The organism is Bradyrhizobium sp. SZCCHNR1051 (assembly GCF_032489615.1).
GTDB lineage: Bacteria > Pseudomonadota > Alphaproteobacteria > Rhizobiales > Xanthobacteraceae > Bradyrhizobium.
Map to the genome: position 1 here is coordinate 155002 of NZ_JAUEYJ010000012.1, position 19592 is coordinate 174593.

Annotated in this window: 24 protein-coding genes and 1 pseudogene; 18 read left to right on the top strand and 7 right to left on the bottom strand. The window is 66.7% G+C overall.

The annotated features are described in order from the left end of the window. Nucleotides 1-82 precede the first annotated feature (82 nt). Together QW868_RS16730 and QW868_RS16735 are read right to left on the bottom strand one after the other, a co-directional pair. The gene (locus QW868_RS16730) at nucleotides 83-1306 is read right to left on the bottom strand and encodes a DUF1501 domain-containing protein (RefSeq protein WP_316230979.1); all 1224 of its coding nucleotides are present in this window, start codon (nucleotides 1304-1306) and stop codon (nucleotides 83-85) included. Further along, nucleotides 1303-2823, bottom strand: coding sequence for a DUF1800 domain-containing protein (locus tag QW868_RS16735; RefSeq protein ID WP_316230980.1), 1521 nt, complete (start codon nucleotides 2821-2823; stop codon nucleotides 1303-1305). Before QW868_RS16735 ends, QW868_RS16730 begins: the two co-directional genes overlap by 4 nt. A 140-nt stretch (nucleotides 2824-2963) precedes the next feature. Here QW868_RS16735 and QW868_RS16740 point away from each other — a divergent pair, with 140 nt between their 5' ends. The 4 genes from QW868_RS16740 to QW868_RS16755 all read left to right on the top strand — a co-directional run bounded on the left by QW868_RS16740 (nucleotide 2964) and on the right by QW868_RS16755 (nucleotide 5185). Next, nucleotides 2964-3185, top strand: a complete 222-nt coding sequence (locus QW868_RS16740; RefSeq protein WP_315784232.1) for a cysteine-rich CWC family protein — start codon at nucleotides 2964-2966, stop codon at nucleotides 3183-3185. Then, nucleotides 3182-3865 carry an HAD family phosphatase gene (locus QW868_RS16745; RefSeq protein ID WP_315784123.1) on the top strand — a complete coding sequence of 228 codons (684 nt, stop codon included), beginning with the start codon at nucleotides 3182-3184 and terminating at the stop codon, nucleotides 3863-3865. The genes QW868_RS16740 and QW868_RS16745 overlap by 4 nt, the downstream gene beginning before the upstream one ends. A gap of 147 nt (nucleotides 3866-4012) precedes the next feature. Continuing rightward, a complete protein-coding gene (locus tag QW868_RS16750; protein WP_315784120.1) occupies nucleotides 4013-4684 on the top strand; it encodes a hypothetical protein in 672 nt (223 codons plus the stop codon). A 15-nt stretch (nucleotides 4685-4699) separates the two neighbouring features. Beyond that, nucleotides 4700-5185 (top strand): hypothetical protein, encoded by a 486-nt coding sequence (locus tag QW868_RS16755; RefSeq protein ID WP_315778044.1) that lies wholly within the window; start codon nucleotides 4700-4702, stop codon nucleotides 5183-5185. On the opposite strand, the gene QW868_RS16760 is transcribed toward QW868_RS16755, so the two are convergent. After that, on the bottom strand, nucleotides 5160-5789 hold the full coding sequence (locus QW868_RS16760; protein ID WP_315778043.1) for a helix-turn-helix domain-containing protein: 630 nt from the start codon (nucleotides 5787-5789) through the stop codon (nucleotides 5160-5162). The two genes, QW868_RS16755 and QW868_RS16760, sit on opposite strands and share 26 nt — an antisense overlap. Before the next feature lie 102 nt (nucleotides 5790-5891). Here QW868_RS16760 and QW868_RS16765 point away from each other — a divergent pair, with 102 nt between their 5' ends. Further along, nucleotides 5892-6674 (top strand): crotonase/enoyl-CoA hydratase family protein, encoded by a 783-nt coding sequence (locus QW868_RS16765; RefSeq protein ID WP_316230981.1) that lies wholly within the window; start codon nucleotides 5892-5894, stop codon nucleotides 6672-6674. Here the strand turns inward: QW868_RS16765 and QW868_RS16770 are convergent. From QW868_RS16770 to QW868_RS16780, 3 genes are read right to left on the bottom strand one after another with little or no spacing between them, the layout of a single operon-like run. After that, nucleotides 6671-7366 carry a glutathione S-transferase family protein gene (locus QW868_RS16770; protein ID WP_316230982.1) on the bottom strand — a complete coding sequence of 232 codons (696 nt, stop codon included), beginning with the start codon at nucleotides 7364-7366 and terminating at the stop codon, nucleotides 6671-6673. The genes QW868_RS16765 and QW868_RS16770 overlap by 4 nt on opposite strands. A 30-nt stretch (nucleotides 7367-7396) precedes the next feature. Beyond that, complete coding sequence (locus tag QW868_RS16775) at nucleotides 7397-7636, bottom strand: hypothetical protein (RefSeq protein ID WP_316230983.1); 240 nt, start codon at nucleotides 7634-7636, stop codon at nucleotides 7397-7399. A 7-nt stretch (nucleotides 7637-7643) separates the two neighbouring features. Beyond that, nucleotides 7644-8408 carry a sulfite exporter TauE/SafE family protein gene (locus QW868_RS16780; protein ID WP_315757351.1) on the bottom strand — a complete coding sequence of 255 codons (765 nt, stop codon included), beginning with the start codon at nucleotides 8406-8408 and terminating at the stop codon, nucleotides 7644-7646. A gap of 90 nt (nucleotides 8409-8498) precedes the next feature. On the opposite strand from QW868_RS16780, the gene QW868_RS16785 reads away from it, so the two are divergent. From QW868_RS16785 to QW868_RS16820, 9 genes and pseudogenes are all read left to right on the top strand, one after another. Further along, the gene (locus tag QW868_RS16785; protein WP_316179932.1) at nucleotides 8499-9422 is read left to right on the top strand and encodes a LysR substrate-binding domain-containing protein; all 924 of its coding nucleotides are present in this window, start codon (nucleotides 8499-8501) and stop codon (nucleotides 9420-9422) included. A 66-nt stretch (nucleotides 9423-9488) separates the two neighbouring features. Continuing rightward, nucleotides 9489-9701: a hypothetical protein gene (locus tag QW868_RS16790; protein ID WP_315733961.1), complete on the top strand. Its 213-nt coding sequence runs from the start codon at nucleotides 9489-9491 to the stop codon at nucleotides 9699-9701. 203 nt (nucleotides 9702-9904) lie between these two features. Further along, entirely contained in the window at nucleotides 9905-10087 is a 183-nt protein-coding gene (locus QW868_RS16795) for a hypothetical protein (protein WP_315733962.1), read from the top strand. Nucleotides 10088-10275: 188 nt separating this feature from the next. Continuing rightward, nucleotides 10276-13767 carry an excinuclease ABC subunit UvrB gene (gene uvrB, locus QW868_RS16800; RefSeq protein ID WP_316230984.1) on the top strand — a complete coding sequence of 1164 codons (3492 nt, stop codon included), beginning with the start codon at nucleotides 10276-10278 and terminating at the stop codon, nucleotides 13765-13767. Between the two features lie 128 nt (nucleotides 13768-13895). Then, nucleotides 13896-14111 carry a hypothetical protein gene (locus QW868_RS16805; protein ID WP_316179936.1) on the top strand — a complete coding sequence of 72 codons (216 nt, stop codon included), beginning with the start codon at nucleotides 13896-13898 and terminating at the stop codon, nucleotides 14109-14111. A gap of 29 nt (nucleotides 14112-14140) precedes the next feature. Further along, nucleotides 14141-14321, top strand: a pseudogene (locus QW868_RS33590) (hypothetical protein); the annotation flags it as partial. 136 nt (nucleotides 14322-14457) lie between these two features. Then, nucleotides 14458-15246, top strand: coding sequence for a DpnI domain-containing protein (locus tag QW868_RS16810; protein ID WP_316179938.1), 789 nt, complete (start codon nucleotides 14458-14460; stop codon nucleotides 15244-15246). A 9-nt stretch (nucleotides 15247-15255) separates the two neighbouring features. Continuing rightward, nucleotides 15256-15537 carry a hypothetical protein gene (locus QW868_RS16815; RefSeq protein WP_316179940.1) on the top strand — a complete coding sequence of 94 codons (282 nt, stop codon included), beginning with the start codon at nucleotides 15256-15258 and terminating at the stop codon, nucleotides 15535-15537. Between the two features lie 181 nt (nucleotides 15538-15718). After that, nucleotides 15719-15982 (top strand): hypothetical protein, encoded by a 264-nt coding sequence (locus QW868_RS16820; RefSeq protein WP_316230985.1) that lies wholly within the window; start codon nucleotides 15719-15721, stop codon nucleotides 15980-15982. A gap of 478 nt (nucleotides 15983-16460) precedes the next feature. On the opposite strand, the gene QW868_RS16825 is transcribed toward QW868_RS16820, so the two are convergent. Next, the gene (locus tag QW868_RS16825; protein WP_315735660.1) at nucleotides 16461-16685 is read right to left on the bottom strand and encodes a hypothetical protein; all 225 of its coding nucleotides are present in this window, start codon (nucleotides 16683-16685) and stop codon (nucleotides 16461-16463) included. 304 nt (nucleotides 16686-16989) lie between these two features. On the opposite strand from QW868_RS16825, the gene QW868_RS16830 reads away from it, so the two are divergent. From QW868_RS16830 to QW868_RS16845, 4 genes are all read left to right on the top strand, one after another. Next, nucleotides 16990-17436, top strand: coding sequence for a nuclear transport factor 2 family protein (locus tag QW868_RS16830; RefSeq protein WP_316179942.1), 447 nt, complete (start codon nucleotides 16990-16992; stop codon nucleotides 17434-17436). A gap of 134 nt (nucleotides 17437-17570) precedes the next feature. Next, the gene (locus QW868_RS16835; protein ID WP_315714089.1) at nucleotides 17571-17837 is read left to right on the top strand and encodes a hypothetical protein; all 267 of its coding nucleotides are present in this window, start codon (nucleotides 17571-17573) and stop codon (nucleotides 17835-17837) included. A 191-nt stretch (nucleotides 17838-18028) separates the two neighbouring features. Beyond that, nucleotides 18029-18469 (top strand): nuclear transport factor 2 family protein, encoded by a 441-nt coding sequence (locus tag QW868_RS16840; protein WP_315733968.1) that lies wholly within the window; start codon nucleotides 18029-18031, stop codon nucleotides 18467-18469. A gap of 134 nt (nucleotides 18470-18603) precedes the next feature. Then, a complete protein-coding gene (locus tag QW868_RS16845) occupies nucleotides 18604-19533 on the top strand; it encodes a hypothetical protein (protein WP_316179944.1) in 930 nt (309 codons plus the stop codon). The last annotated feature ends 59 nt before the right edge of the window (nucleotides 19534-19592 follow it).

Genomic DNA, 19592 nt, shown 5'->3' on the forward strand with positions numbered 1-19592 from the left:
CAATGCGCCTGCGACGACGGCCGCTGATGCCGCAATGTGAAAGGCTTCAGGACGCCTGATCAGGAAATGGCGCAAGCGAGCCTTACGCTACGAGCCCCTTGATCGGCTTCACGGCCGCGCTGTCCGGAAACACCGCGCCGCCAAGCGCGTGCTCGCCGATGCCGAGATGATCGGCGAGTACGCCCTTGAACACCGCGCGAAGATCCGTCGTCGGCGCAAGATCGCGTCCCTGGTAGAGGCTCGCCATCTTCAGCGTCGGCCAGTCGGCGATCACCCGTCCGCCCTTCACCGCACCGCCGGCAAGCAGCGCAATCGTCCCGGTCCCATGATCGGTCCCCTGGGTGCCGTTGATCTTTGCCGTGCGCCCGAACTCGGTTGCGACCACCACGACCGTATCGCGCCAGCACGGGCCAAGCCCGCTTTCGAACTCGGCGAGCGCACCGTCGAGACCCGACAAGAGCTGCGCCAGCCGACCGACCGCACCCCCTTCATTGGCATGCGTGTCCCAACCGTCGAACGCCAGCGCGGCGATGCGCGGACCATCCTCCGCGGCGATCAGCTTCGCCGCGCCGCGCGCGACCTGGCGCATCGCCGCGATCTGGTTGCCGCCCGGCTTCGGCTTCATGTCGTCACCGACCGCGACCTTCTCGAGCTTGAGCCCTTGCGACAATGCAGCCGCCAACGCGGGATCGCGATGCGCATAGAGGTCGACCAGCCGCATCGCGGTGTCGTCATCGGCCTGCGGCACCGTCACCGGCGCCCAACCGACGGTGGGCGCTGCGCCGCGCAGCACCAGCGGCGCCGTCGGACCGACCGCGAGCGCGCCCGCGACGCGGGGGCCGCGCGGCAGAGCCTCGACTGCGCGGTTCAGCCAGCCCGATTGCACGCGGCCAGGACCGGCGAAGCCGCTTTCGAGCACGTCCTGACCATCGAAATGCGAGCGCTCGCGATACGGTGTCGCGACCGCGTGAATCACGGCAGCCTGCTTGTCGCGATACATGCGCGCGAATTCCGGCATCGACGGATGCAGCGCAAAGAACGAATCGAGCGGCAGCGCCGGATTTGGTCCCGCCGTCGTCAGCGCGATCGCGCCATGCAGTCCGGCGTAGTCGGGATCGCCGATCGGCGCGACGGTGGCGAGGCCATCGAGCGCGCCGCGCAGGATCACGACGATCAGCCGCGGGTCGCGCTGGCCGGCGGCCCGCGCGAATTTCGGCAGATAGCCCCAGGCCGCAAAGGACGCGCCTGCCAGCAGCAGACGGCGTCGCGAGGTCAACAGCGAGGTCGCGATCCGGTCCATCGTCATCTCCTCTGGAATTCCGGCGACATCAGCAACAACGCCAGCGCCTGCTGGCGCGATTCCGCACGCTCGATCGTGCGCCGCGTCTCCGTCCAAGTCGCATCGCCCGCGACGAGATCGAGCAGATCACGCGGATCGAGATTGTTGCCGAGACGTGCGGCGAGTTGCGCGGAAATGTCCAGCCGCAGCTTCATGCCCTCAGGGGCAGCCCACATCGCGTTGGTATCAGCAAATCCGTTCGGTCCTGCGGGCGCCCATAGCGGCTGGCCGAGCGTGTTCAGGGAACTGAGATAGAAGCCGGGATCTTCCGGCACGCGCGCCAGCAGCCGACCGCCGGCGACCAGGAACTCATAGGGCGAACGGATCTTGGTCAGCGGCGCCGACCAGGCCTCGTCGGAGTCGACCAGCGCCAAGGTCAGCGCCTTGAGGTCGCCATCGCTCTTCTTGAACACGGCTTCGAGCCGGGCGACGAGCGCGGGCGGCGGATCATCGGCGACGAAATGGCGCGCGAGCCTGGTGGCGATGAAGTTCGCCGTCGAGGGATGGCGGGCGATGTCCGCGAGCGCGGCCTCGCCCTGCGCGAGACCGTCATCCTGATAGACCTTGCCGAGCAGGGTCTGCGGCCCCGGCTGGTGCGCATTGGCATTGAACACGAAGCTGCCGGGCGCCGCGTTGCGGCTGTTGCGGCCGGCAAAGCTCCAGCCGGTGATGATGCGCGCCAGCGAGGTCACGTCCTCCTGGGTGTAGCCGCCGCCGACACCCAGCGTGTGCAGTTCCATGATCTCGCGGGCGAGATTCTCGTTGAGGCCGCGCTTGCGGTTCTGGCCGGCGCGCGAGTCCGGTCCGAGCGATTCCTGGTTGTCGAGGAAGAACAGCATCGCCGGATGCTGCTCGACCGCCTTCAGCATGTCGGCGAAGCGTCCGAGCACGTGCGGCCGGATCGCCTCGCGCTCGAACGCACCGGCCCACATCCGCGCCAACTCGCCCTTGCCTGCGGAGATGCAGAAATGGTTCGACCAGAACGCCACCAGCCGCTCGGTGAAGCCGCAATCGGCGAGCACGGCGCGCTGCAGCCGCGCCAGCGCCTCGGCACGGAACGTCTTCTGGACGACGTTGGGCGGCTGCTGAGCCTGCGCGGGCTTTGCCGGCGTTCCCTGCATCGCGGGTGCAGGGTCGGCGCCGGCTGCTGGGGCCGCCGATGGCGTTGCGGCCGTGGCTTTGTCCGCGCCGTTCGTGGACAGGCCGCGCGTGGGGCTGGACTGCTCCTGCGGCGCAGCCTCCGACTTCGCGGCCTCGCGGGCCCGCTTGACCTCGTCCTGATAGGCGAAGACGGCATCGGCGAGTGCGGGCGTCGGCTGCAGACCCGGCGCCTCCAAGAGCGCTCCATTGGGACGCCCGAGCTCGGCCTTGACGAAGCCGCGCGGGTCCGACGCCGCATTGACGAGATCGCCCGAGGCGCCGCCACGCGCGCCGAAGCCGAAGCGATTCAATGCAACAAGAGCCGCTCGAGCATCACGCGCCATGCCACATCCTCGAGCCTGTCATCGCGGGAGCTCCCGAAACGCTGTGTTGCCGCGACCGCAGACTGCGATGGCGCGGCAGATTGTCACGCACTATACTTGCCCCGGCAGATGAACCGGACATGAAAAGGGGCTGGTCGGACGTGGCTCCGAACGTGACAAATCGTTTAGCGGACATGACCGCGCGGCAACTCACCTGCGAGTCGTGCGGCGCGGAGTTCAGCTGCGATCCCGGCGGCTCCTGCTGGTGCTTCGAAGAGGCCGTGCGCCTGCCGCTGCCCAAGAGCGGACAAAGCCGGTTCAAGGACTGCCTGTGCGTCAACTGCCTCAAGAGGCTGGCCGGCGAACCGGAGGCGGGATCGTGACGCGCTGGCACGTCGAAGCGGTCCTGCTCGACATGGACGGAACGTTGCTCGACACCGAGAAGGTCTATCTCGAAGCTGCGATCGCGGCGCTGAATGCGCTCGGCCATGTCGACGGGGTGACCGAGCTCTGCCACGCCATGATCGGCATCCCCGGGCCGGACAATGAACGGACGCTGCGCGACCATTTCGGCGACAATTTTCCGCTCGACGAGGTCAACCGGCTGTTCGCCGCCAAGACCGCCGAGATCCTGCACCAGGGTATGCCGCTGAAGTCCGGCGTGATCGATCTGCTCGCGGCGATCGAGGCCGCCGGTCTGCCCAAGGCCATCGTCACCTCGTCGTCGCGCAGCACGGCCGCGGAGCATCTTCGGCTTGCCGGCATTCACCATCGCTTCGACGCGATCCTGACGCGCGACGATGTCAGCCGCGCCAAGCCGCATCCCGATCTCTATCTGCTCGCCGCGAAGCGGCTCGGCACGCGCGCGCAGGCCTGCATCGCGATCGAGGATTCCAATCCGGGTGTCGCCGCGGCCCATGCCGCCGGCGCGATCACGCTGATGGTGCCAGACATCGTTGCGCCGACCGAACAGTCGCGCGCGAAATGCGCCGCCGTGCTGCCAGATCTCGACGCCACGATCACGCTGCTGGCCGAACGTTCAGTGCTGCCCGTCAGGACCTGAAGCGACGGCGCATTCATCCGCCCATTGTCTTCAAAAGCCGCCGAAGCCGGTCACCTTCTCTTCACGTCGATGCACGCATCGCGCGGCGCTGGTGGATGCATTAACCTGCATGGACTACCTTAGGGACGTTCGTGGATGGGTCGTTTCATGTTGCGATTTATTGGCGCCGTGGGCGCGGCATTTGTAGTGGCATTCGGTGGTGTGAGCTGGGCCGTCAGGGGCTTTCCGTTGCCGGGCGCGTCCTGGGGAGCCTCGACCTGGTCGGCCCCGATCGAGACGGTGTCCAATATTGCCAATGGGTCACAGACGGTGGCCGTGGTGGCACCGCTGTCCGCGACGGTGGACATGTCGTTCGGCGATGCCAGGTCCAGGGAAAAATTCGATCGCAAGGCATGGCTCGCCGAGCACACCTCGCAGAGCGACAAGAACCCCAAGCTCGATGCGTTGCGCATGGACGCGCTGCAGGCCGCGACCGCCTACAAGCTGTCGCCCTGCGACAAGACCCAGAAGCAGAACCTCGTCGAGGCGGTCACCGCCTATACGCGCGCCTACGTCGCCAAGCTGGATTGCAAGCGCAATTTCTTCGGCGCCAAGATCTGCAGCGAAAAATCCATGGAGGAGGCGGCCGCCAGCGTCGGCACGCCGCTCGATCAGCGCGTGAAGGAGGCCTTGTTCGAAGCCTTCGACGAGAAGGGGATCACCAAGGCGGACTTTCCGGCCGATGTGCGCGAGGACGTCCCGATGTTCGCCGGACCCGGTCTCTGGTCCGACGAATCGTCGGTGTGCCGTATCCGGCAGGCGCAACGGGACCGGCGATAGCAAACGAGCGCTGCCATGAACCGGCTCATCTTCATCATCGCAGCCATCCTCGTCTGGCAGGTTGGCGGACGCCTGTTCCTGACCGACGCGCCGAGTGCGGCGGCTGCGTTTCCGCCCGTCACGGGCGCGGAGTTTCAGGACCACGAGAAATACACCGAGGACGCCCGGCGCTCGCAGCGCCAGGACGCGCTGAAGGCGCTCGATCTGGCCTGGAGCGACCGCTGCGGCGCCAAGCGCGACAGCTTCATCAGCGGCCTCAACCACTACTACTATCATCGGCAGAACCAGAACGAGCGCTATCCCGAGACCTATGGTCCGGCGGGCGCCGCCTACATCGCCGGCGTCTGGACGACCGCCGAGGATCGCCGGATCGAACGCCTGACCCAGGAAGCCTACGCCGCCGGCTACATCAAGCCGTCCGATTTCGACGGCATGGCGAGCCAGATGGTCGCAACGATCGTTCGCGGCGAGCGGGTCAGGGGACGCGGCTGCGCAGGCTGACGGTCCTGCGGGAAGCATATCGCCTCCCCTTTGGCAGCGCCGCCGCGACCAGCGTCCGTGCCGCCGCGCCCGCGGTCTCCATGTAGCTGGCGTCACGATGCAGCAGCACGACCGCGAACGCGCCGTCGAGCAGGAGCAGCATCTGCCGCGCGAGCTCGCCCGCTTCGGCAATTCCCTGCTCTTCGAACATCGCCTGCAGCCAGGCCTCGAACTTCTTCTTGTGGGCGGCGCCGATCCTGATCGCGGGATGGCCGGGCAGATTGGCGAGCTCCGCGGTGGTGCGCAGGAAGCCGCAGCCGCGCCATTTCGGATGCCGCGCGGCGCGCGCAAGCTGATTGAAGATCCCGGCGATCTTGTCGGGCAGCACGCCCTCGGTCTCGTCGAACCAGCGCTTGAACAGCGTCAGGTTCGGCTGGTCGCGCGCGGCGAGATAGGCCGCGACCAGATCGTCCTTGCTGCGGAAATGATAATACAGCGTCTTCTTGGTGACGCCGGCCTTTTCCGCCACCGCATCGACGCTGACGGCGCGGATGCCTTCGGCATAGAACAGCCTGCTCGCGGCGGCGACGATGCGGGCGGGCGTGGGATCGGAGGATCGGGGCATGGCGGCGCTCGGTCTCGGTCAATGTATACTAACCAGTGAATATACCTCGGCTGGCGCGACGCCTAGTCTTCGCTTGCTCCAACCGCCAGCCTGCGAGACGCCATGACCGACCTCATCCTGCTCGACATCTCCGACCGCATCGCCACGATCACGCTGAACCGGCCGCAGCGGCTGAACGCGCTCAGCTACGCGCTGATCGATCGATTGATGGCCGCGCTCGACCGCATCGAGGCCGATGCCGGCGTCAGGGCCGTGATCCTCACCGGCGCGGGACAACGCGCCTTCTCGGCCGGCGCCGACATCGACGAATTCACCGCAAGCGTCCGCCAGGGGCGCGCCGCCGCGCTGCGCGACTTCGTGCGGCGCGGCCAGGCGATGACGGCGCGGCTGGAGGCGTTCCGCAAGCCGGTCGTCGCCGCGGTCAACGGGCTCGCCTTCGGCGGCGGCTGCGAGATCACCGAGGCCGTGCATCTTGCGGTCGCGAGCGAGCGCGCCAGCTTCGCCAAGCCCGAGATCAGGCTCGGCATGCCGCCGACCTTCGGCGGTACGCAGCGGCTGCCGCGGCTGGTCGGCCGCAAGCGCGGACTCGAGCTGCTGCTGACCGGCGACGCTTTCCCGGCGCAGCGCGCGCTGGAGATCGGCCTCGTCAACGCCGTCGTGCCGCACGACGAGCTGTTGCCGGCGGCGCGCGCGCTGGCGCAGCGCATCATCCGCCACGGGCCGGACACCATCGCCGGCATCATCACCGCCGCGACGCGCGGGCTCAACATGGCGATCGGCGAGGGGCTGCAGGTCGAGAGCGAGCAGTTCGCGAGCCTGGTCGGCAGCCGCGATCTCACCGATGGGCTGGCGGCCTGGCGCGAGCGCCGGCCGCCGCGTTTCTAGACCGGGTGGCCCGGCGACTTGCGCGCCAGCCCGTCGAACGCATCGAGCAGCCGCTCGCGCCAGGCATGGACGCTGTCGCTCTCCTCCAGCAGCCGGAACGGGCTCACCACGCGCGCCCATTGGAAGCCGCCGAACACGATGTAGTCGGCATAGTCGGGCGCGTCGCCGCCGATGAAGGCTTGCGTCTTCAAGGCCTGGCGCAGCGGCTCCAGCGATCTGCGGAAGCCGATGACCGCCTGGTCGCGCGTCGCCATGACCTCTTCGAGGCTCTTGCCGAACCGCGCCTCGCGCGACGCGCGGAAATAGTCGGCATCCTCGGCGGCAAGGTTCTTCGGGATGTCGGCGATGATCAGCGGGAAGATGCCGCCGACGATGGCGATGTCACCCCAGGCATTGAGGAAGCGCGCCATCGCGCGGCCGCCGGCGCCGCCGAACAGCGACGGCCGGTCCGGATAGGTGTCCTCGAGGTAGTTGGCGATCGCCCAGGAATCGGCCACCGCGCGGTCGCCGTCGAGCATGACCGGCACCTTCTCCGATCCATGCGGAGCGATCGCGCTCTTCTCGGTGAAGCGCCACGGAATCGATTCTGCGCTCAGCCCCTTGTGCGCCAGCGCCATCCGCGTGCGCCAGCAATAGGGGCTGAACGGGCGGCCCGCATCGCTCCCGACGAGTTCATACAGCTTCACTACCATTCCCGGTCTTTCCTCCAAGTCCGGACCGTTCTAGCGCACGACGCGGCCGTTGTCGCGCAACAGCTGCGCGCCGGCATCGGTGACGATAATGAAGATGCCGACGCCCGTGATCGCCTGGCGCGTGACATAGCCCAGATCGGCGGCATCCTCCCACACCGTCAGCCGCGGGCAGCTCGTTCGCCACGTCGCCACCACCTCGGCATGGCTGCGCGGCGCGCGCGCGATCCATTCGACGAAGTCGAGCACCAGGGGGTCTGCCGATACGGCCATGCTCGCCTCACTCTGCCGCCGCCGAGCTCTGCGCGGCCAGCAGCAGCCAGCCGCCATAGAGGATGTAGTAGCTCGCCACCGCCGTGATGATGCGGTTGGCCCAGGTGCGGAACTGCTGCTCGCTCATCGCCTCCAGCAGCCGCCGCGCCAGGCTGGTGCCGAGCATCGACGCTCCGACGGCGACGAGCGCGAGCACGGGATCGAGGCCCGCGGCCTGATCGATGATGCCGCCGAAATAGATCAGCTTGGTGAGGTGGCTCGCGACCTGACACGTCGCCTTGGTGGCGACGATCGAGCGGCGGTCGAACCGCGCGCCGAGAAAGAACGTGTCGAGCAGCGGCCCCGACACGCCGGTCATCAGCATCAGCCCCATGCAGATCGTGCCGTAGATCGCGCCCTGCCAGACACTGTCCGGATCGGGCCTGAGGCCGGCCGGCATCAGCCGCGCCATGAACGGGGTGACGCCGAGCAGCAGGAGCGCGACCGGCTTGTCAGGCACGTAGCGCACCAGGGACCATAGGCCGAGCGCCAGCGCGCAACCGACGAGATACACCGCGACCGGCCGCCAGCGGATGTGCCGGCGCCACAGCACGGCGCGCCAGCCGTTCGACGCCATCTGCGTCGCCGCGTGCAGCACCATCGCCGCCGGCAGCGGCATGATCGCCAAGAGCACGCCGATCAGGATCAGCCCGCCCGCCATGCCGAACAGACCCGACAGGAACGCCGTCGCCACCATCAGCAATCCGAGCGCTGCAATCAGGGCTGGTGTCATGGCTGATCTCCTCGCCATGCAGATTGTCGTACTGGCGACGGCCGCACAAACCGAGTTATCTTGCCCTCCATCAGTTTTCCTGAGGGCTCGATGAGACGGCTGCTGTTCCTCAACGGCATCAAGGCATTCGAGGCGGCTGCGCGCACCGGCAGCTTCGCCGCGGCCGGCGGCGAGCTCAACGTCTCCGCGGCCGCGATCAGCCGCATGGTCAACCTGCTCGAGCAGCGGCTCGGCGTGGTGCTGTTCGAGCGCAAGGCCAACCGCCTGGCGCTGACCGCGCCGGGGCGCGCCTATCAGAGCGGGCTGACGCCGATCTTCGATGCGCTGTCGAGCCTGACCGCGCAGATCATGGCGCCGTCGTCGATGCGCGTGCTGACGCTCGGCGTCGGTCCGACCTTCGCGATGAAATGGCTGATCCCGCGGCTCGCCGATTTCAGCACCGAGCAGCCGGACATCGAGGTCCGCATCACCACCGGCGGGGCGGCGGTGCCGTTCGGCGACGATTGGAGCTGCGGCATCAAGCTCGGCCACGGCGCCTGGCCGGGTCTCGTCGCCGAGCCGCTGTTCGCCGCCGATCTCGTGCCGGTGTGCACGCCGCGGCTGGCCGCGACCTTGAAGAAACCGGCCGACCTCAAGGGCCCGAGCCTGCTGCGGGTGTCGCATGCGGCCGAGGACTGGGCGCTGTGGCTGAAGGCCGCGGGCGTCACCCGCGTCAGCGCGCGCGGCACCGAGTTCCAGTATTACGGGCATGCGCTGCAGGCCGCGATCGACGGGCTCGGCGTCGCGATGGGCATCCGTCCCTATATCGACGATGACCTCGCGGCGGGACGCCTGGTTGCACCGTTCGCACTGACCGTCCCAAAAGGCGAGCGCTGGTATCTTGTCTACCGCCATTTCCAGGCCGGCCAACGTGATTTCGCCGCGTTCCGGCGCTGGATCATGCGCGCAGCGTCGCAACCCGCGACCCGGAATTCTCAGCGGAGGGACGCGATCAAAAAAGACGCTGACGTGTGAACCTGTTCACAAATGCCCGGACAAACTCATGCTGTTGTTGCAGTTTGGAACATCCAGGACTGCGCAATGACGTACTTGTACGAAGACTTCGCCATCGAGCCGTTCGAAGCAGGACGCGGCTTGTGGCACGCGCGGATCCGCCGCGCGGACATGACCCCGGTGGTGATCAATGGTGTTTCGTTCCCGTCTCTCGAAGTCGGCTTTGCCTGGTCCGATGCAGACATGGCGATCGCCGATGCCAAGAGCCACATCGACCGCTTCCGCAAGCGGTGGGACTGACGACGGCCAACTGATAGGCCGTCGCTTCGAGCATGCAACGGAGGATATCGACCGCCCCCCGGGAAAAGACGGATAGCGCGACGTGGAACAATCTTCGAGAGTGAAGTCCCCGAGAGTCCATCCGCGCGGCCAGACGGTTCCAAGCCAACAATCCAAACGCCAATTCGAAATGCCGAGTGTATTCGTAATGCGGACTGCAATTCATGGCTGAGCCTGCCGTCAAACACCTCGCTTATTCGGTGCGTACGCGATGCCCGGACTGCGATGCCGAGCTGAGCGTCCTGAGCGTCATCAACGGCCGCGGCGGTTCCGAGTACTGGGCCCTGCAATGCGTCGCCTGCCACGGCGTGCATCTCGACATCGTCGAGCAGCCGACCCGGCATTGAACCGCAGCGAGGGGTCGCTGGAGCGCCATCGCGCGCGCCCCGGCTCGCGAGTCGCTCGCTGATCTCGTGTGGCCTTCCGCGTGCAGGCGCATCTCGGGCCGTCCTGCTGCCACCATGCTGTCAGCAAGGCCGCTGCGCGGCGCCCGATCACTCTTTCAAGTCGGCGTCATCCGTCCCATATTCGGGCCATGGCGAAGACCCCCGACACCCCCAAGAAGCCTGGCCGAACTCCGAAATCGAAAGCGCACCGGCCCGACGTGCAGCCGATCGCGCCCGCGCTCGCCGAGCTGCTCAATCCCGCCATCAACCGCGGCGAGAGCGGCATCGGTTCCTCAACGGGACTGAAGCCTCCGCCGGACAATTCCTGGGACCGCCGCAGCGGCGGCGAGGCCGCCGCGCACCGCGCGCGGGCGTCGACGCGCGGCAAGAGCGCTGAGGTTGCGGCCCGCGACACGTCCGATCGCCCGATCCCGCTGCGGCCGAATCCGCAGCCGGTGGGAGGGCGTTCGTCCGTCCGTGACACGTCACAAGCTTCAGCCCAGCAGGACGCTGCGCTCCCTCCCCCCTTGTGGGGGAGGGCTGGGGAGGGGGGTGCCCCAAGCAACACTGCCCGTGAATCCACCCCCGCCTCCTCCCCGCAAGGGGGAGAGGAGGAGAGCGTGGCGGCGCGACCTGAGTCCCCTCCCGCGTTGGCCGACGACTCAGACACAGCTCGTGCCGGAGTACCCCCCTCCCCACCCCTCCCCCACAAGGGGGGAGGGAGCGCCGCAGCGCATGCGGACGCGCCCTTTGACAACGCTGGCGAGTCAGGCCTCGCCGAAGCGCCGCAAGCCAATTACGGCACCGCCGCCACCATCCCGACGCTCGATCCCGAGCTGGCGCGGCAGCTTGGCCTGCCCACGGCCGAGGACGACGAGGAGGCGCTCGCCCGTCCGCCGCGCAACAAGATGGAGGCGCTCGGCGTCAAGGCCACGGCGGAAGCGCTGGAGTCGCTGATCCGCGAGGGCCGTCCCGAGTTCCGCAAGGACGACGGCTCGCTCAAGGTGTGGACGCCGCACCGTCCGCCCCGTCCGGAGAAGTCGGAAGGCGGCGTCCGCTTCGAGATCAAGTCGGCCTATGAGCCGAAGGGCGACCAGCCGCAGGCGATCAAGGAGCTGGTCGAGGGCATCGCGCGCAACGACCGCACACAGGTGCTGCTCGGCGTCACCGGCTCCGGCAAGACCTACACCATGGCGAAGGTGATCGAGGCGACGCAGCGCCCGGCCATCATCCTGGCGCCGAACAAGACGCTCGCCGCGCAGCTTTATGGCGAGTTCAAGAGCTTCTTCCCCGACAACGCGGTCGAGTACTTCGTCTCCTATTACGACTACTACCAGCCTGAGGCCTACGTCCCGCGCACCGACACCTATATCGAGAAGGATTCCTCGATCAACGAGCAGATCGACCGCATGCGCCACGCGGCGACGCGCGCGCTGCTCGAGCGCGACGACGTCATCATCGTCGCCTCGGTGTCCTGCATCTACGGTATCGGCTCGGTCGAGACCTACACCGCGATGACCTTCGCGCTGAAGAAGGGCGAGCGCATCGACCAGCGCCAGCTCATCGCCGACCTCGTCGCCCTGCAATACAAGCGCACCCAGCACGATTTCACCCGCGGCACCTTTCGCGTGCGCGGCGACGTCATCGACATCTTCCCGGCGCACTATGAGGACCGCGCCTGGCGCGTGAACCTGTTCGGCGACACCGTCGAGAATATCGAGGAGTTCGATCCGCTCACCGGCCACAAGCAGGACGAGCTGGAGTTCATCAAGGTCTACGCCAATTCGCATTATGTGACGCCGCGCCCGACTTTGGTGCAGGCGATGAAGTCGATCAAGTCGGAGCTGAAGATCCGGCTCGACCAGTTGCACGCGCAGGGCCGCCTGCTCGAGGCGCAGCGGCTGGAGCAGCGCACCACCTTCGACATCGAGATGATGGAGGCGACCGGCAGTTGCGCCGGCATCGAGAACTACTCACGCTATCTCACCGGCCGGCTGCCCGGCGAGCCGCCGCCGACGCTGTTCGAATACGTCCCCGACAATGCGCTGGTGTTCGCCGACGAGAGCCACGTCACCGTGCCGCAGATCGGCGGCATGTTCCGCGGCGACTTCCGCCGCAAGGCGACCTTGGCCGAATACGGCTTCCGCCTGCCCTCCTGCATGGACAACCGCCCGCTGCGCTTCGAGGAGTGGGACATGATGCGGCCGCAGACGGTGGCGGTGTCGGCGACCCCCGGCGGCTGGGAGCTGAACGAGGCCGGCGGCGTGTTCGTCGAGCAGGTCATCCGCCCGACCGGGCTCATTGATCCGCCGGTCAACATCCGCCCCGCCCGCACCCAGGTCGACGATCTCCTCGGCGAGGTCCGCGCCACCGCGCAGGCCGGCTATCGCTCGCTGATCACGGTGCTGACCAAGCGCATGGCCGAGGATCTCACCGAATATCTGCACGAGCAGGGCATCCGCGTCCGCTACATGCATTCGGACATCGACACCATCGAGCGCATCGAGATCATCCGGGACTTGCGCCTCGGCGCGTTCGACGCGCTGGTCGGCATCAACCTGCTGCGCGAGGGCCTCGACATTCCCGAATGCGCGCTGGTCGCGATCCTCGACGCCGACAAGGAAGGTTTTCTGCGCAGCGAGACGTCGCTGATCCAGACCATCGGCCGCGCCGCGCGCAACGTCGACGGCAAGGTGATCCTCTACGCCGACCAGATGACCGGCTCGATGGAGCGCGCCATCGCCGAGACCAACCGCCGCCGCGAGAAGCAGGTGGAGTACAACACGGCCCACGGCATCACGCCGGAGAGCGTGAAGAAGTCGATCGGCGACATCCTCAACTCGGTCTACGAGCGCGACCACGTGCTGATCGAGACCGGCGGCGGCACCACCACCGACGACGTCATCTCGATCGGCCACAATTTCGAGGCGGTGCTGGCCGATCTCGAAACCCGCATGCGCGAAGCCGCCGCCGATTTGAACTTCGAGGAAGCCGCCCGCCTGCGCGACGAGGTCAAGCGCCTGCGCGCCACCGAGCTCGCCGTCGTCGACGACCCCACCGCCAAGCAGCGCACCGTGCAGGGCAAGGCGGGCAGCTACGCCGGCGCCAAGAAATACGGCGACGCTGCCAACCTCCCGACCACGGCCCTGAAGGGCCGCGGCTCGGCAGCACGCGGCGGCGGTGCGTCAAGCCGCGCGGGCGGTCCCTCCGTTCCCTCCCCCCTCGTGGGGGAGGGCCAGGGAGGGGGGCCCACGAGTCGCGGCGGCCGTCGCGGAGCAAAATCCCGCGACAGCGATCCGCTCGCGCCACTCCTCGACGAACTCACCGGCTCCTCGCGCCGCGAGGACGGTCGCTCCTCCCCCTCCCCCCTTGCGGGGGAGGGTCGGGGTGGGGGGTCCACGAGTCGCAGCGCCCATGGCGCAAGCACCGCCTCCAAAGTCCACAAGCCGCATCTCGACGAGATGCACGGCCCGGAGTCCCTGCCCTACCGCCCCAACCCCAAGCTGCCCGAAAAACCGTTCGGTAGCACCAGCCGCATCATCCAGCCGACCAACTCGCGCGAGTCCGGCCCCGAATTCGGCCCCGCCCCGCGCTCTACCGGCGGGCAGCCTGGCAAACGGGGTGGGTGGAAGAAGCGGTGAGCGTCGTCCGTGGGGAAAAGCGATGACCATGAAGACGAAGCGTTTCGACAAGCTGCTTCATCGGCAGGCGAAGGCGGACAGCGGACACGAGATTCGCGGCGGCGCTTCTTCGCGAAGGCGTCGACGCGATGCTCAGCGGCGACATGGAAACGGGGAAAACCATTCTTCGCGACTACATCAAGGCGACCGTCGGATTCGAAAAGCTCGGTGAGGCGATCGATACACCGCCCAAGAGCCTGATCCGCATGTTCGGCCCGCAAGGCAATCCTCAGGCCAAGAACCTCTTAAGCGTGATCGCTTATCTGCAGAAGCAGGCGGGATTGCAGCTCCACGTCACCGGCTAAGCGCTCGATCGAGCGTCGGCCAAGTCGACAGGCTGCATCTGGACCAAATGCACGGCGAGGAGTCGCTGCCCTACCGCCCCCTGCCGGAAAAATCTTTCCGGTCCGTATCATCCAGCCGACCAACTCGCGCGACTCAGGCCCCGAATTCGGTCCTGCCCCCGCTCGACCGGCGGCGCGCCGGGAAAGCGCGGCGGGTGGAAGAAGCGGTGAGGTGTAAACCTTCTCGCCGCCTCATTGCGAGGAGCGACAGCGACGAAGCAATCGAGTCTATGCACTTGGCCTGATCTGGATGCTTCGCTTCGCTCGCAATGACGTCCGGCCCGCGATCTCGACTGGAAAACATATCATGTTGAGCTACTCTGCTCACATGAAACTCGGCTTTGAAGAACCTCAGATTGCCTACACCAGCGGCACGCAGAAGGCGCGGGCCTGGACCGAAGCCTGGGTCGGCGCGCAAGCCTATTGTCCGAACTGCGGCCGATCGAACATGGCGCAGTTTCCCAACAACAGCCCGCTGGCCGACTTCTTCTGTACGAGCTGCAGCGAAGAGTTCGAGCTGAAGAGCCAGAAGAAGGTATTCGGCGCCAAGGTCGCCGACGGCGCCTATGGGACGAAGTGCGAGCGGCTGGCCGCCAGCAACAATCCCAATCTCCTGCTGATGAACTATGACCGTGACACCCGGTCGGTCATCAACCTCTTCGTCGTGCCGAAGCATTTCTTTGTCCGCGACATCATCGAGCAGCGCAAGCCGCTCGCGGCGACCGCGCGCCGCGCCGGGTGGGTCGGCTCGAACATTCTTCTCGATCGCGTTCCCGAGTCGGGCAAGATTCACATCGTCCAGAATCGCGTCGTCCGCGCGAAGGAGGTCGTGCTGCAGGAGTGGAGCCGGACGCTCTTCCTCCGCAAGGAATCCTTGGATTCACGCGGATGGCTGATCGAGGTCTTGAAATGCGTCGAGTCGCTCGGCAAAGCGGAATTCACGCTCGACGATGTCTACGCTTTCGACCGCCATCTCAGCCTGCTCTATCCCGGCAACCAGAACGTCCGACCGAAAATCCGCCAGCAGCTCCAGTTCCTGCGCGATCAGGGATTCCTGGAGTTCGTATCGCGCGGCCGCTATCGTTTGAAGACGTGAGGTCCGGCAATGGCCTGGTTCTTGAACTTCTATCGTTGTGAACGTTGCGCGCAGGCCTGGACCGATGAATGGTCGTGCATGTGCGACGACGAGTGTCCTCATTGCGGCGCCCGCGACATGTCTCCGTCCCGGAGCGAGGACCTGACAGAGCTGATTTTGAGCAATGAGGATTGCTTTGTCGTCCTGCGATCGGCTGATGACGCCGAGGACGAGCCGTCCTATGAAGAGCTCGGGCGGTTCTCGAGCCGAGCCAAAGCGGAAGAATTTCTCGCGGCGTCGGCCCCAAATTAGGGGTGCCCTTCACGAAATCCATCAGACGGCCCGCCAGACAACGCGAGAGATGAAGCGCGCATCTTCCGAAAAAAATAAACTTCTTGCGCTTTATCGGAATTCATGATTATCTCCCCCGCATCCCGCCTCACCGCAGAGGGGCGTTGCGCGCGATCGTCACGACACGCGAGGTGGGGATGCGATGGCCGCGTTGTTGCCGCAGCATGCTTATCGGCGTGCGGACGAACGGCAATGCGCGGACGTGAAGTCGCAGCGTCCTGATACCCCGATGCTGGTATCCAGCATGACGCGCGCAAGCGCGTCGTGCGACATGGTGGCCAACAAGCCCGGCGCACCAGGGAGACTGCGTATAAGCGTGAAGACCGTCGCGCAGGGAATGCCGGTTGATCGGCTTTGCCTGTGGTACCTGCCGCCTGCATTTTTTTCGCAGGCGGGCCATGGGTGAGGCCTTCACCCGGCATTCCCTGCGCCCTCTGCACTCACGAGGGCCACGCGGATCGTATCACTCGGGCATCACATGCCGCGAGACCGCGCCGTCATGTTTCGGAGCAATCCTTAGCTGTTTGAATCGTAAATCCGTTGTTCTCTCCACTGCCGTCGCGGGCAAGCTGCGACGCGACAGCGCGGCGCGGCGACCTGGGATCCATACGCAGCGGCGGTCGTGAGGGACAAGAAGCCAATAGCAAGCGTGCCTCAAACCGCTCCCTGGGGGTATGGGTCCCGGCGTTTGCCGGGACGACAACAGGGTTTGTTGAGGCCGATGCGCATCACCCTCGCTGGCGTAACGGAAAAAGCCACGACGCGAACAAGCGGCGCTCCCTTGTAGCCGGCACCTCCGACACGGACCGAACGCCCGGTCACGCCGGACCATCGCCGCCAGCTTGAGGTGAAGGCATGCCAAGCACGATGGACGCGCGGATCAACTACGTCCGACCCTGCCCGTTCACCTGGCCCTGCTGCTGCTGCTGACGCTCCTGCTCCTTGGCACGGTGACGGCCATAGAGGCAGCCGGCGGCCGCGCCGAGCACGCCGTGATGACCGGCATAGTGGCCGGCAACGCCGCCGACGATGGCGCCCTTGATGCAGCCCTTGGCCTCGGCGGCCTGCGTCGACAGCAGCGCCAGCGCTGCGACGGAGGCGGCAAGCATGGTCTTCGTGATCGACATCTTCGTGATCGAGCTCCGCAAGAATGGTGCGGGGTAACGGCGACGCGGCGGAGCGGTTCCCGCCTCGCAACCGACATGACGCCTTGCGCGAACCTTTCGCGCGCGGGGATGACCCATGGGATGAGAGATGGCCCGAGACATGATCGTGACGCGATCCCGCGCCAAGCTTCCGTTCACCGTACCGGCGCATTGCGCCGGCAGACGGTCACTCAAGTGGTTGACGGCCGCGGGCCGGCATCTCCAGAACGCCATCGCCGACGCGGGCGTTCCCGTCAGTGGAGACAGGATGATCGAGCACATCAACAAGCAGCGCGTGCGCAAGCTGCTCGAGGCCCATGCCGCCGGCGATTTCGACAGCGTGCTGGCGCATTGCACCGACGATCTCGAGCACTTCGCCTCGGCGCCGATCGACATCTTCCCCCATCTCGGTGGCCGCCGGGGCAAGGCCGAGGTGCGGCAGATGTGGGAGACGGCACGCAGCCGCTATGCCGAGGTCCGGCACGAGATCAAGACCATGATCTGCGAAGGCGACCAGGTCGCCGTGGATCTGCGCATCTTCCTGCGCAAGCGCGACAACGACCGCATCGTGCAATACGACGTCGCGGCCTTCTACACGCTGCGCGACGGCCGCGTCGCCCGCATCCGCGAGATCATGGACACCTACGACCTGGTGCAGCAGGTGCTGGAATGCGATCTCAGCCGGCTGCTGATCGCGGGCGCCGCCCGGCCCTGAGGCCGGCACGGCCGTAGCGGACCAGGGCCTGGACCAGCCGATCACGCAAACGTCACCACCGGCGGCGCCGTTGCCTTGAACCTGTGGCCCGGGCTCCGCACCCCATCAGCGGTGGTATACGAGGCATCGGTGACATGAGAATAGCATTCCTGGCGATGGCCGGACTGGTGATGGGCGTCGTCGGCGGCGCGACGATCGGAGTAGGGCTTGGACTGGCCTGGATCGAGCTGTTCAACACCAGCGAATTCGAAGGCTATGCAGGCATGCTGGTGTTCTTCACGTTCATGCCGCTCGGCGCCCTGATCGGCGGTCTCGCCGGCGCCACCCTGTTCGGCATGGCCGCCTTCCGCGACCACGAGGTCGCGATCGCGCAGCAGCGGATGCAGCACGAAGGGCGTTGACGGGGGTCCTGGCGCCCCGCTGCCGGCACTGGCATGCATTTGTGCGATGCAAAAAGAACCGTTGCGCGCGCAGGTGGTTGATTTATGTGAGGCGTAAGAGAGATAGATTCGGCGCCCCGGCGTGACGTCCATTGCGGCGTCGCCTTCGGGCCGGCGCGCCCCCTCGCAAGCCAGTTCAGGATCCCGAGCCGATGACGGAGCACAGCCTCTGGCGTCTGTCGCGCGCATTGCATGGCGCGATCAACGACCGCCGTTTCGACGATTTCGCCGAGCTTCTCGACGACGACATCGACTGGGCCATCTACGGCCCGATCGACATGTTTCCCTTCCTCGGCGCGCGGCACGGCCGCGCGGCGGTGCTCGACGCCGTCAGGCAGATCGCGGACAATGTGAGCATCCGGCGGCTGGAGCGCGAGACCCTGATGCTGGACGAGACCAGCGCGGCGACGATGGTCCGCTGTGCGATGACGGCGCAGGATTCCGACAAGCCGATCACCGCGCGGCTCGCGCAATTCATGCAATTCCGCGCCGGAAAGCTCGCCCGGCTGCGGATCCTGATCGATACGTTCGATCTGGTCGAGCAGACGCTCGGCCGCTCCATCGACCTGCCGCGCATCGGCAGCTTCGCCTGAGCCCGCCGCCCCGCGGGTTGGATTGTGGTCAGACTCACCGACAACCCAACAGATCGTGACTGGCGCAGCCATAATTTTGCGCCAAGATTCCACCATATTCCGGCACACAGGTTCGGGCGGCGGGGGTTGCTCTCATGACATCGTATGGTTGCGCGCTGGCGGTTTTTACGGCCGGCTTCGGCCTTCTTGCGTCCGCCGCGCAGGCCCAGACGCTGATGCAGGCCCCGCAACCGCTGCAGATCGTGCCCTGGCAGCAGATCGCGCCGGAGCCAGAGGACGATGACAAGTCCGAGGACCAGGCCGCAACGGCCGACCCGATGAAGGACATCGACGTCGAAAAGCTCGACTGGAGCCAGCTCGCGATCGACGACACCACCTTCCTCGACCGTCCCGAAGCCGCCGCCGCGGCGAGGCGCAAGGCCGCCGCAGAGAAAGCCGCCGCGCTCGACTGGTCGAACCAGAACAAGGGCAGCCTCGCCTCGGGCGTGTCGGTCAAGCAGTCGGTGTCGCCGTTTTGGGACGCCCGCGTCGGCGCCGACATGACGGTCGCGCGGCAGCCGACCACGATGTCGGAATTGCTGGCGGAGAAGGCCGAGAACGGCGGCAATGCTCCGCAATCCGGCGGCTCGGCCTGGGCGGCCGTCACCGCCCCGGGCGCCGGCTCGATCTGGGACAAGACCGCCATCGAGGCCCGCGTCGACCCCAGCTCGGATCAGAGCCGGCTGGGCACCACCATCACCAAGGCGGTGCCGATCGATCACTACAATCTGACCCTGCAGAACGGCTACAACGTCACCCAGCAGGGCATGGTGCCGATTCCCGGCGCGGCGCCGAAGACCAGCCGCAGCTTCGACACCGAGCAATCCGCCAGGCTCTCGATCGGCGACACCGGCACCAGCGTCACCGCCGGCCAGACCTTGTCGTCCAGCGACGACAAATGGCTGCGCAAGCTCGGTGCCGAGCAGAAGCTGTCGGATGGTCTCAGCGTATCGGGCTCGGTCAGCGAGACAGCGCAGGGCGGCACCAGCAAGAGCATTTCAGCCGGCTTCAAGCGGAGCTGGTGACGTTCACCATTGCGGCAGGCCGCCACGAATGGTCGAACCATCGCCGCGACTTCGCCGCG

Excerpts from the sequence above, each read along its gene's own strand:
- QW868_RS16730 (WP_316230979.1), bottom strand. The coding sequence starts at position 1,306 with ATGACGATGGACCGGATCGCGACCTCGCTGTTGACCTCGCGACGCCGT.
- QW868_RS16735 (WP_316230980.1), bottom strand. The coding sequence starts at position 2,823 with ATGGCGCGTGATGCTCGAGCGGCTCTTGTTGCATTGAATCGCTTCGGC.
- QW868_RS16750 (WP_315784120.1), top strand. The coding sequence starts at position 4,013 with ATGTTGCGATTTATTGGCGCCGTGGGCGCGGCATTTGTAGTGGCATTC.
- QW868_RS16755 (WP_315778044.1), top strand. The coding sequence starts at position 4,700 with ATGAACCGGCTCATCTTCATCATCGCAGCCATCCTCGTCTGGCAGGTT.
- QW868_RS16760 (WP_315778043.1), bottom strand. The coding sequence starts at position 5,789 with ATGCCCCGATCCTCCGATCCCACGCCCGCCCGCATCGTCGCCGCCGCG.
- QW868_RS16765 (WP_316230981.1), top strand. The coding sequence starts at position 5,892 with ATGACCGACCTCATCCTGCTCGACATCTCCGACCGCATCGCCACGATC.
- QW868_RS16770 (WP_316230982.1), bottom strand. The coding sequence starts at position 7,366 with ATGGTAGTGAAGCTGTATGAACTCGTCGGGAGCGATGCGGGCCGCCCG.
- QW868_RS16775 (WP_316230983.1), bottom strand. The coding sequence starts at position 7,636 with ATGGCCGTATCGGCAGACCCCCTGGTGCTCGACTTCGTCGAATGGATC.
- QW868_RS16780 (WP_315757351.1), bottom strand. The coding sequence starts at position 8,408 with ATGACACCAGCCCTGATTGCAGCGCTCGGATTGCTGATGGTGGCGACG.
- QW868_RS16785 (WP_316179932.1), top strand. The coding sequence starts at position 8,499 with ATGAGACGGCTGCTGTTCCTCAACGGCATCAAGGCATTCGAGGCGGCT.
- QW868_RS16790 (WP_315733961.1), top strand. The coding sequence starts at position 9,489 with ATGACGTACTTGTACGAAGACTTCGCCATCGAGCCGTTCGAAGCAGGA.
- QW868_RS16795 (WP_315733962.1), top strand. The coding sequence starts at position 9,905 with ATGGCTGAGCCTGCCGTCAAACACCTCGCTTATTCGGTGCGTACGCGA.
- uvrB (WP_316230984.1), top strand. The coding sequence starts at position 10,276 with ATGGCGAAGACCCCCGACACCCCCAAGAAGCCTGGCCGAACTCCGAAA.
- QW868_RS16805 (WP_316179936.1), top strand. The coding sequence starts at position 13,896 with ATGCTCAGCGGCGACATGGAAACGGGGAAAACCATTCTTCGCGACTAC.
- QW868_RS16810 (WP_316179938.1), top strand. The coding sequence starts at position 14,458 with ATGTTGAGCTACTCTGCTCACATGAAACTCGGCTTTGAAGAACCTCAG.
- QW868_RS16815 (WP_316179940.1), top strand. The coding sequence starts at position 15,256 with ATGGCCTGGTTCTTGAACTTCTATCGTTGTGAACGTTGCGCGCAGGCC.
- QW868_RS16820 (WP_316230985.1), top strand. The coding sequence starts at position 15,719 with ATGGCCGCGTTGTTGCCGCAGCATGCTTATCGGCGTGCGGACGAACGG.
- QW868_RS16825 (WP_315735660.1), bottom strand. The coding sequence starts at position 16,685 with ATGCTTGCCGCCTCCGTCGCAGCGCTGGCGCTGCTGTCGACGCAGGCC.
- QW868_RS16830 (WP_316179942.1), top strand. The coding sequence starts at position 16,990 with ATGATCGAGCACATCAACAAGCAGCGCGTGCGCAAGCTGCTCGAGGCC.
- QW868_RS16835 (WP_315714089.1), top strand. The coding sequence starts at position 17,571 with ATGAGAATAGCATTCCTGGCGATGGCCGGACTGGTGATGGGCGTCGTC.
- QW868_RS16840 (WP_315733968.1), top strand. The coding sequence starts at position 18,029 with ATGACGGAGCACAGCCTCTGGCGTCTGTCGCGCGCATTGCATGGCGCG.
- QW868_RS16845 (WP_316179944.1), top strand. The coding sequence starts at position 18,604 with ATGACATCGTATGGTTGCGCGCTGGCGGTTTTTACGGCCGGCTTCGGC.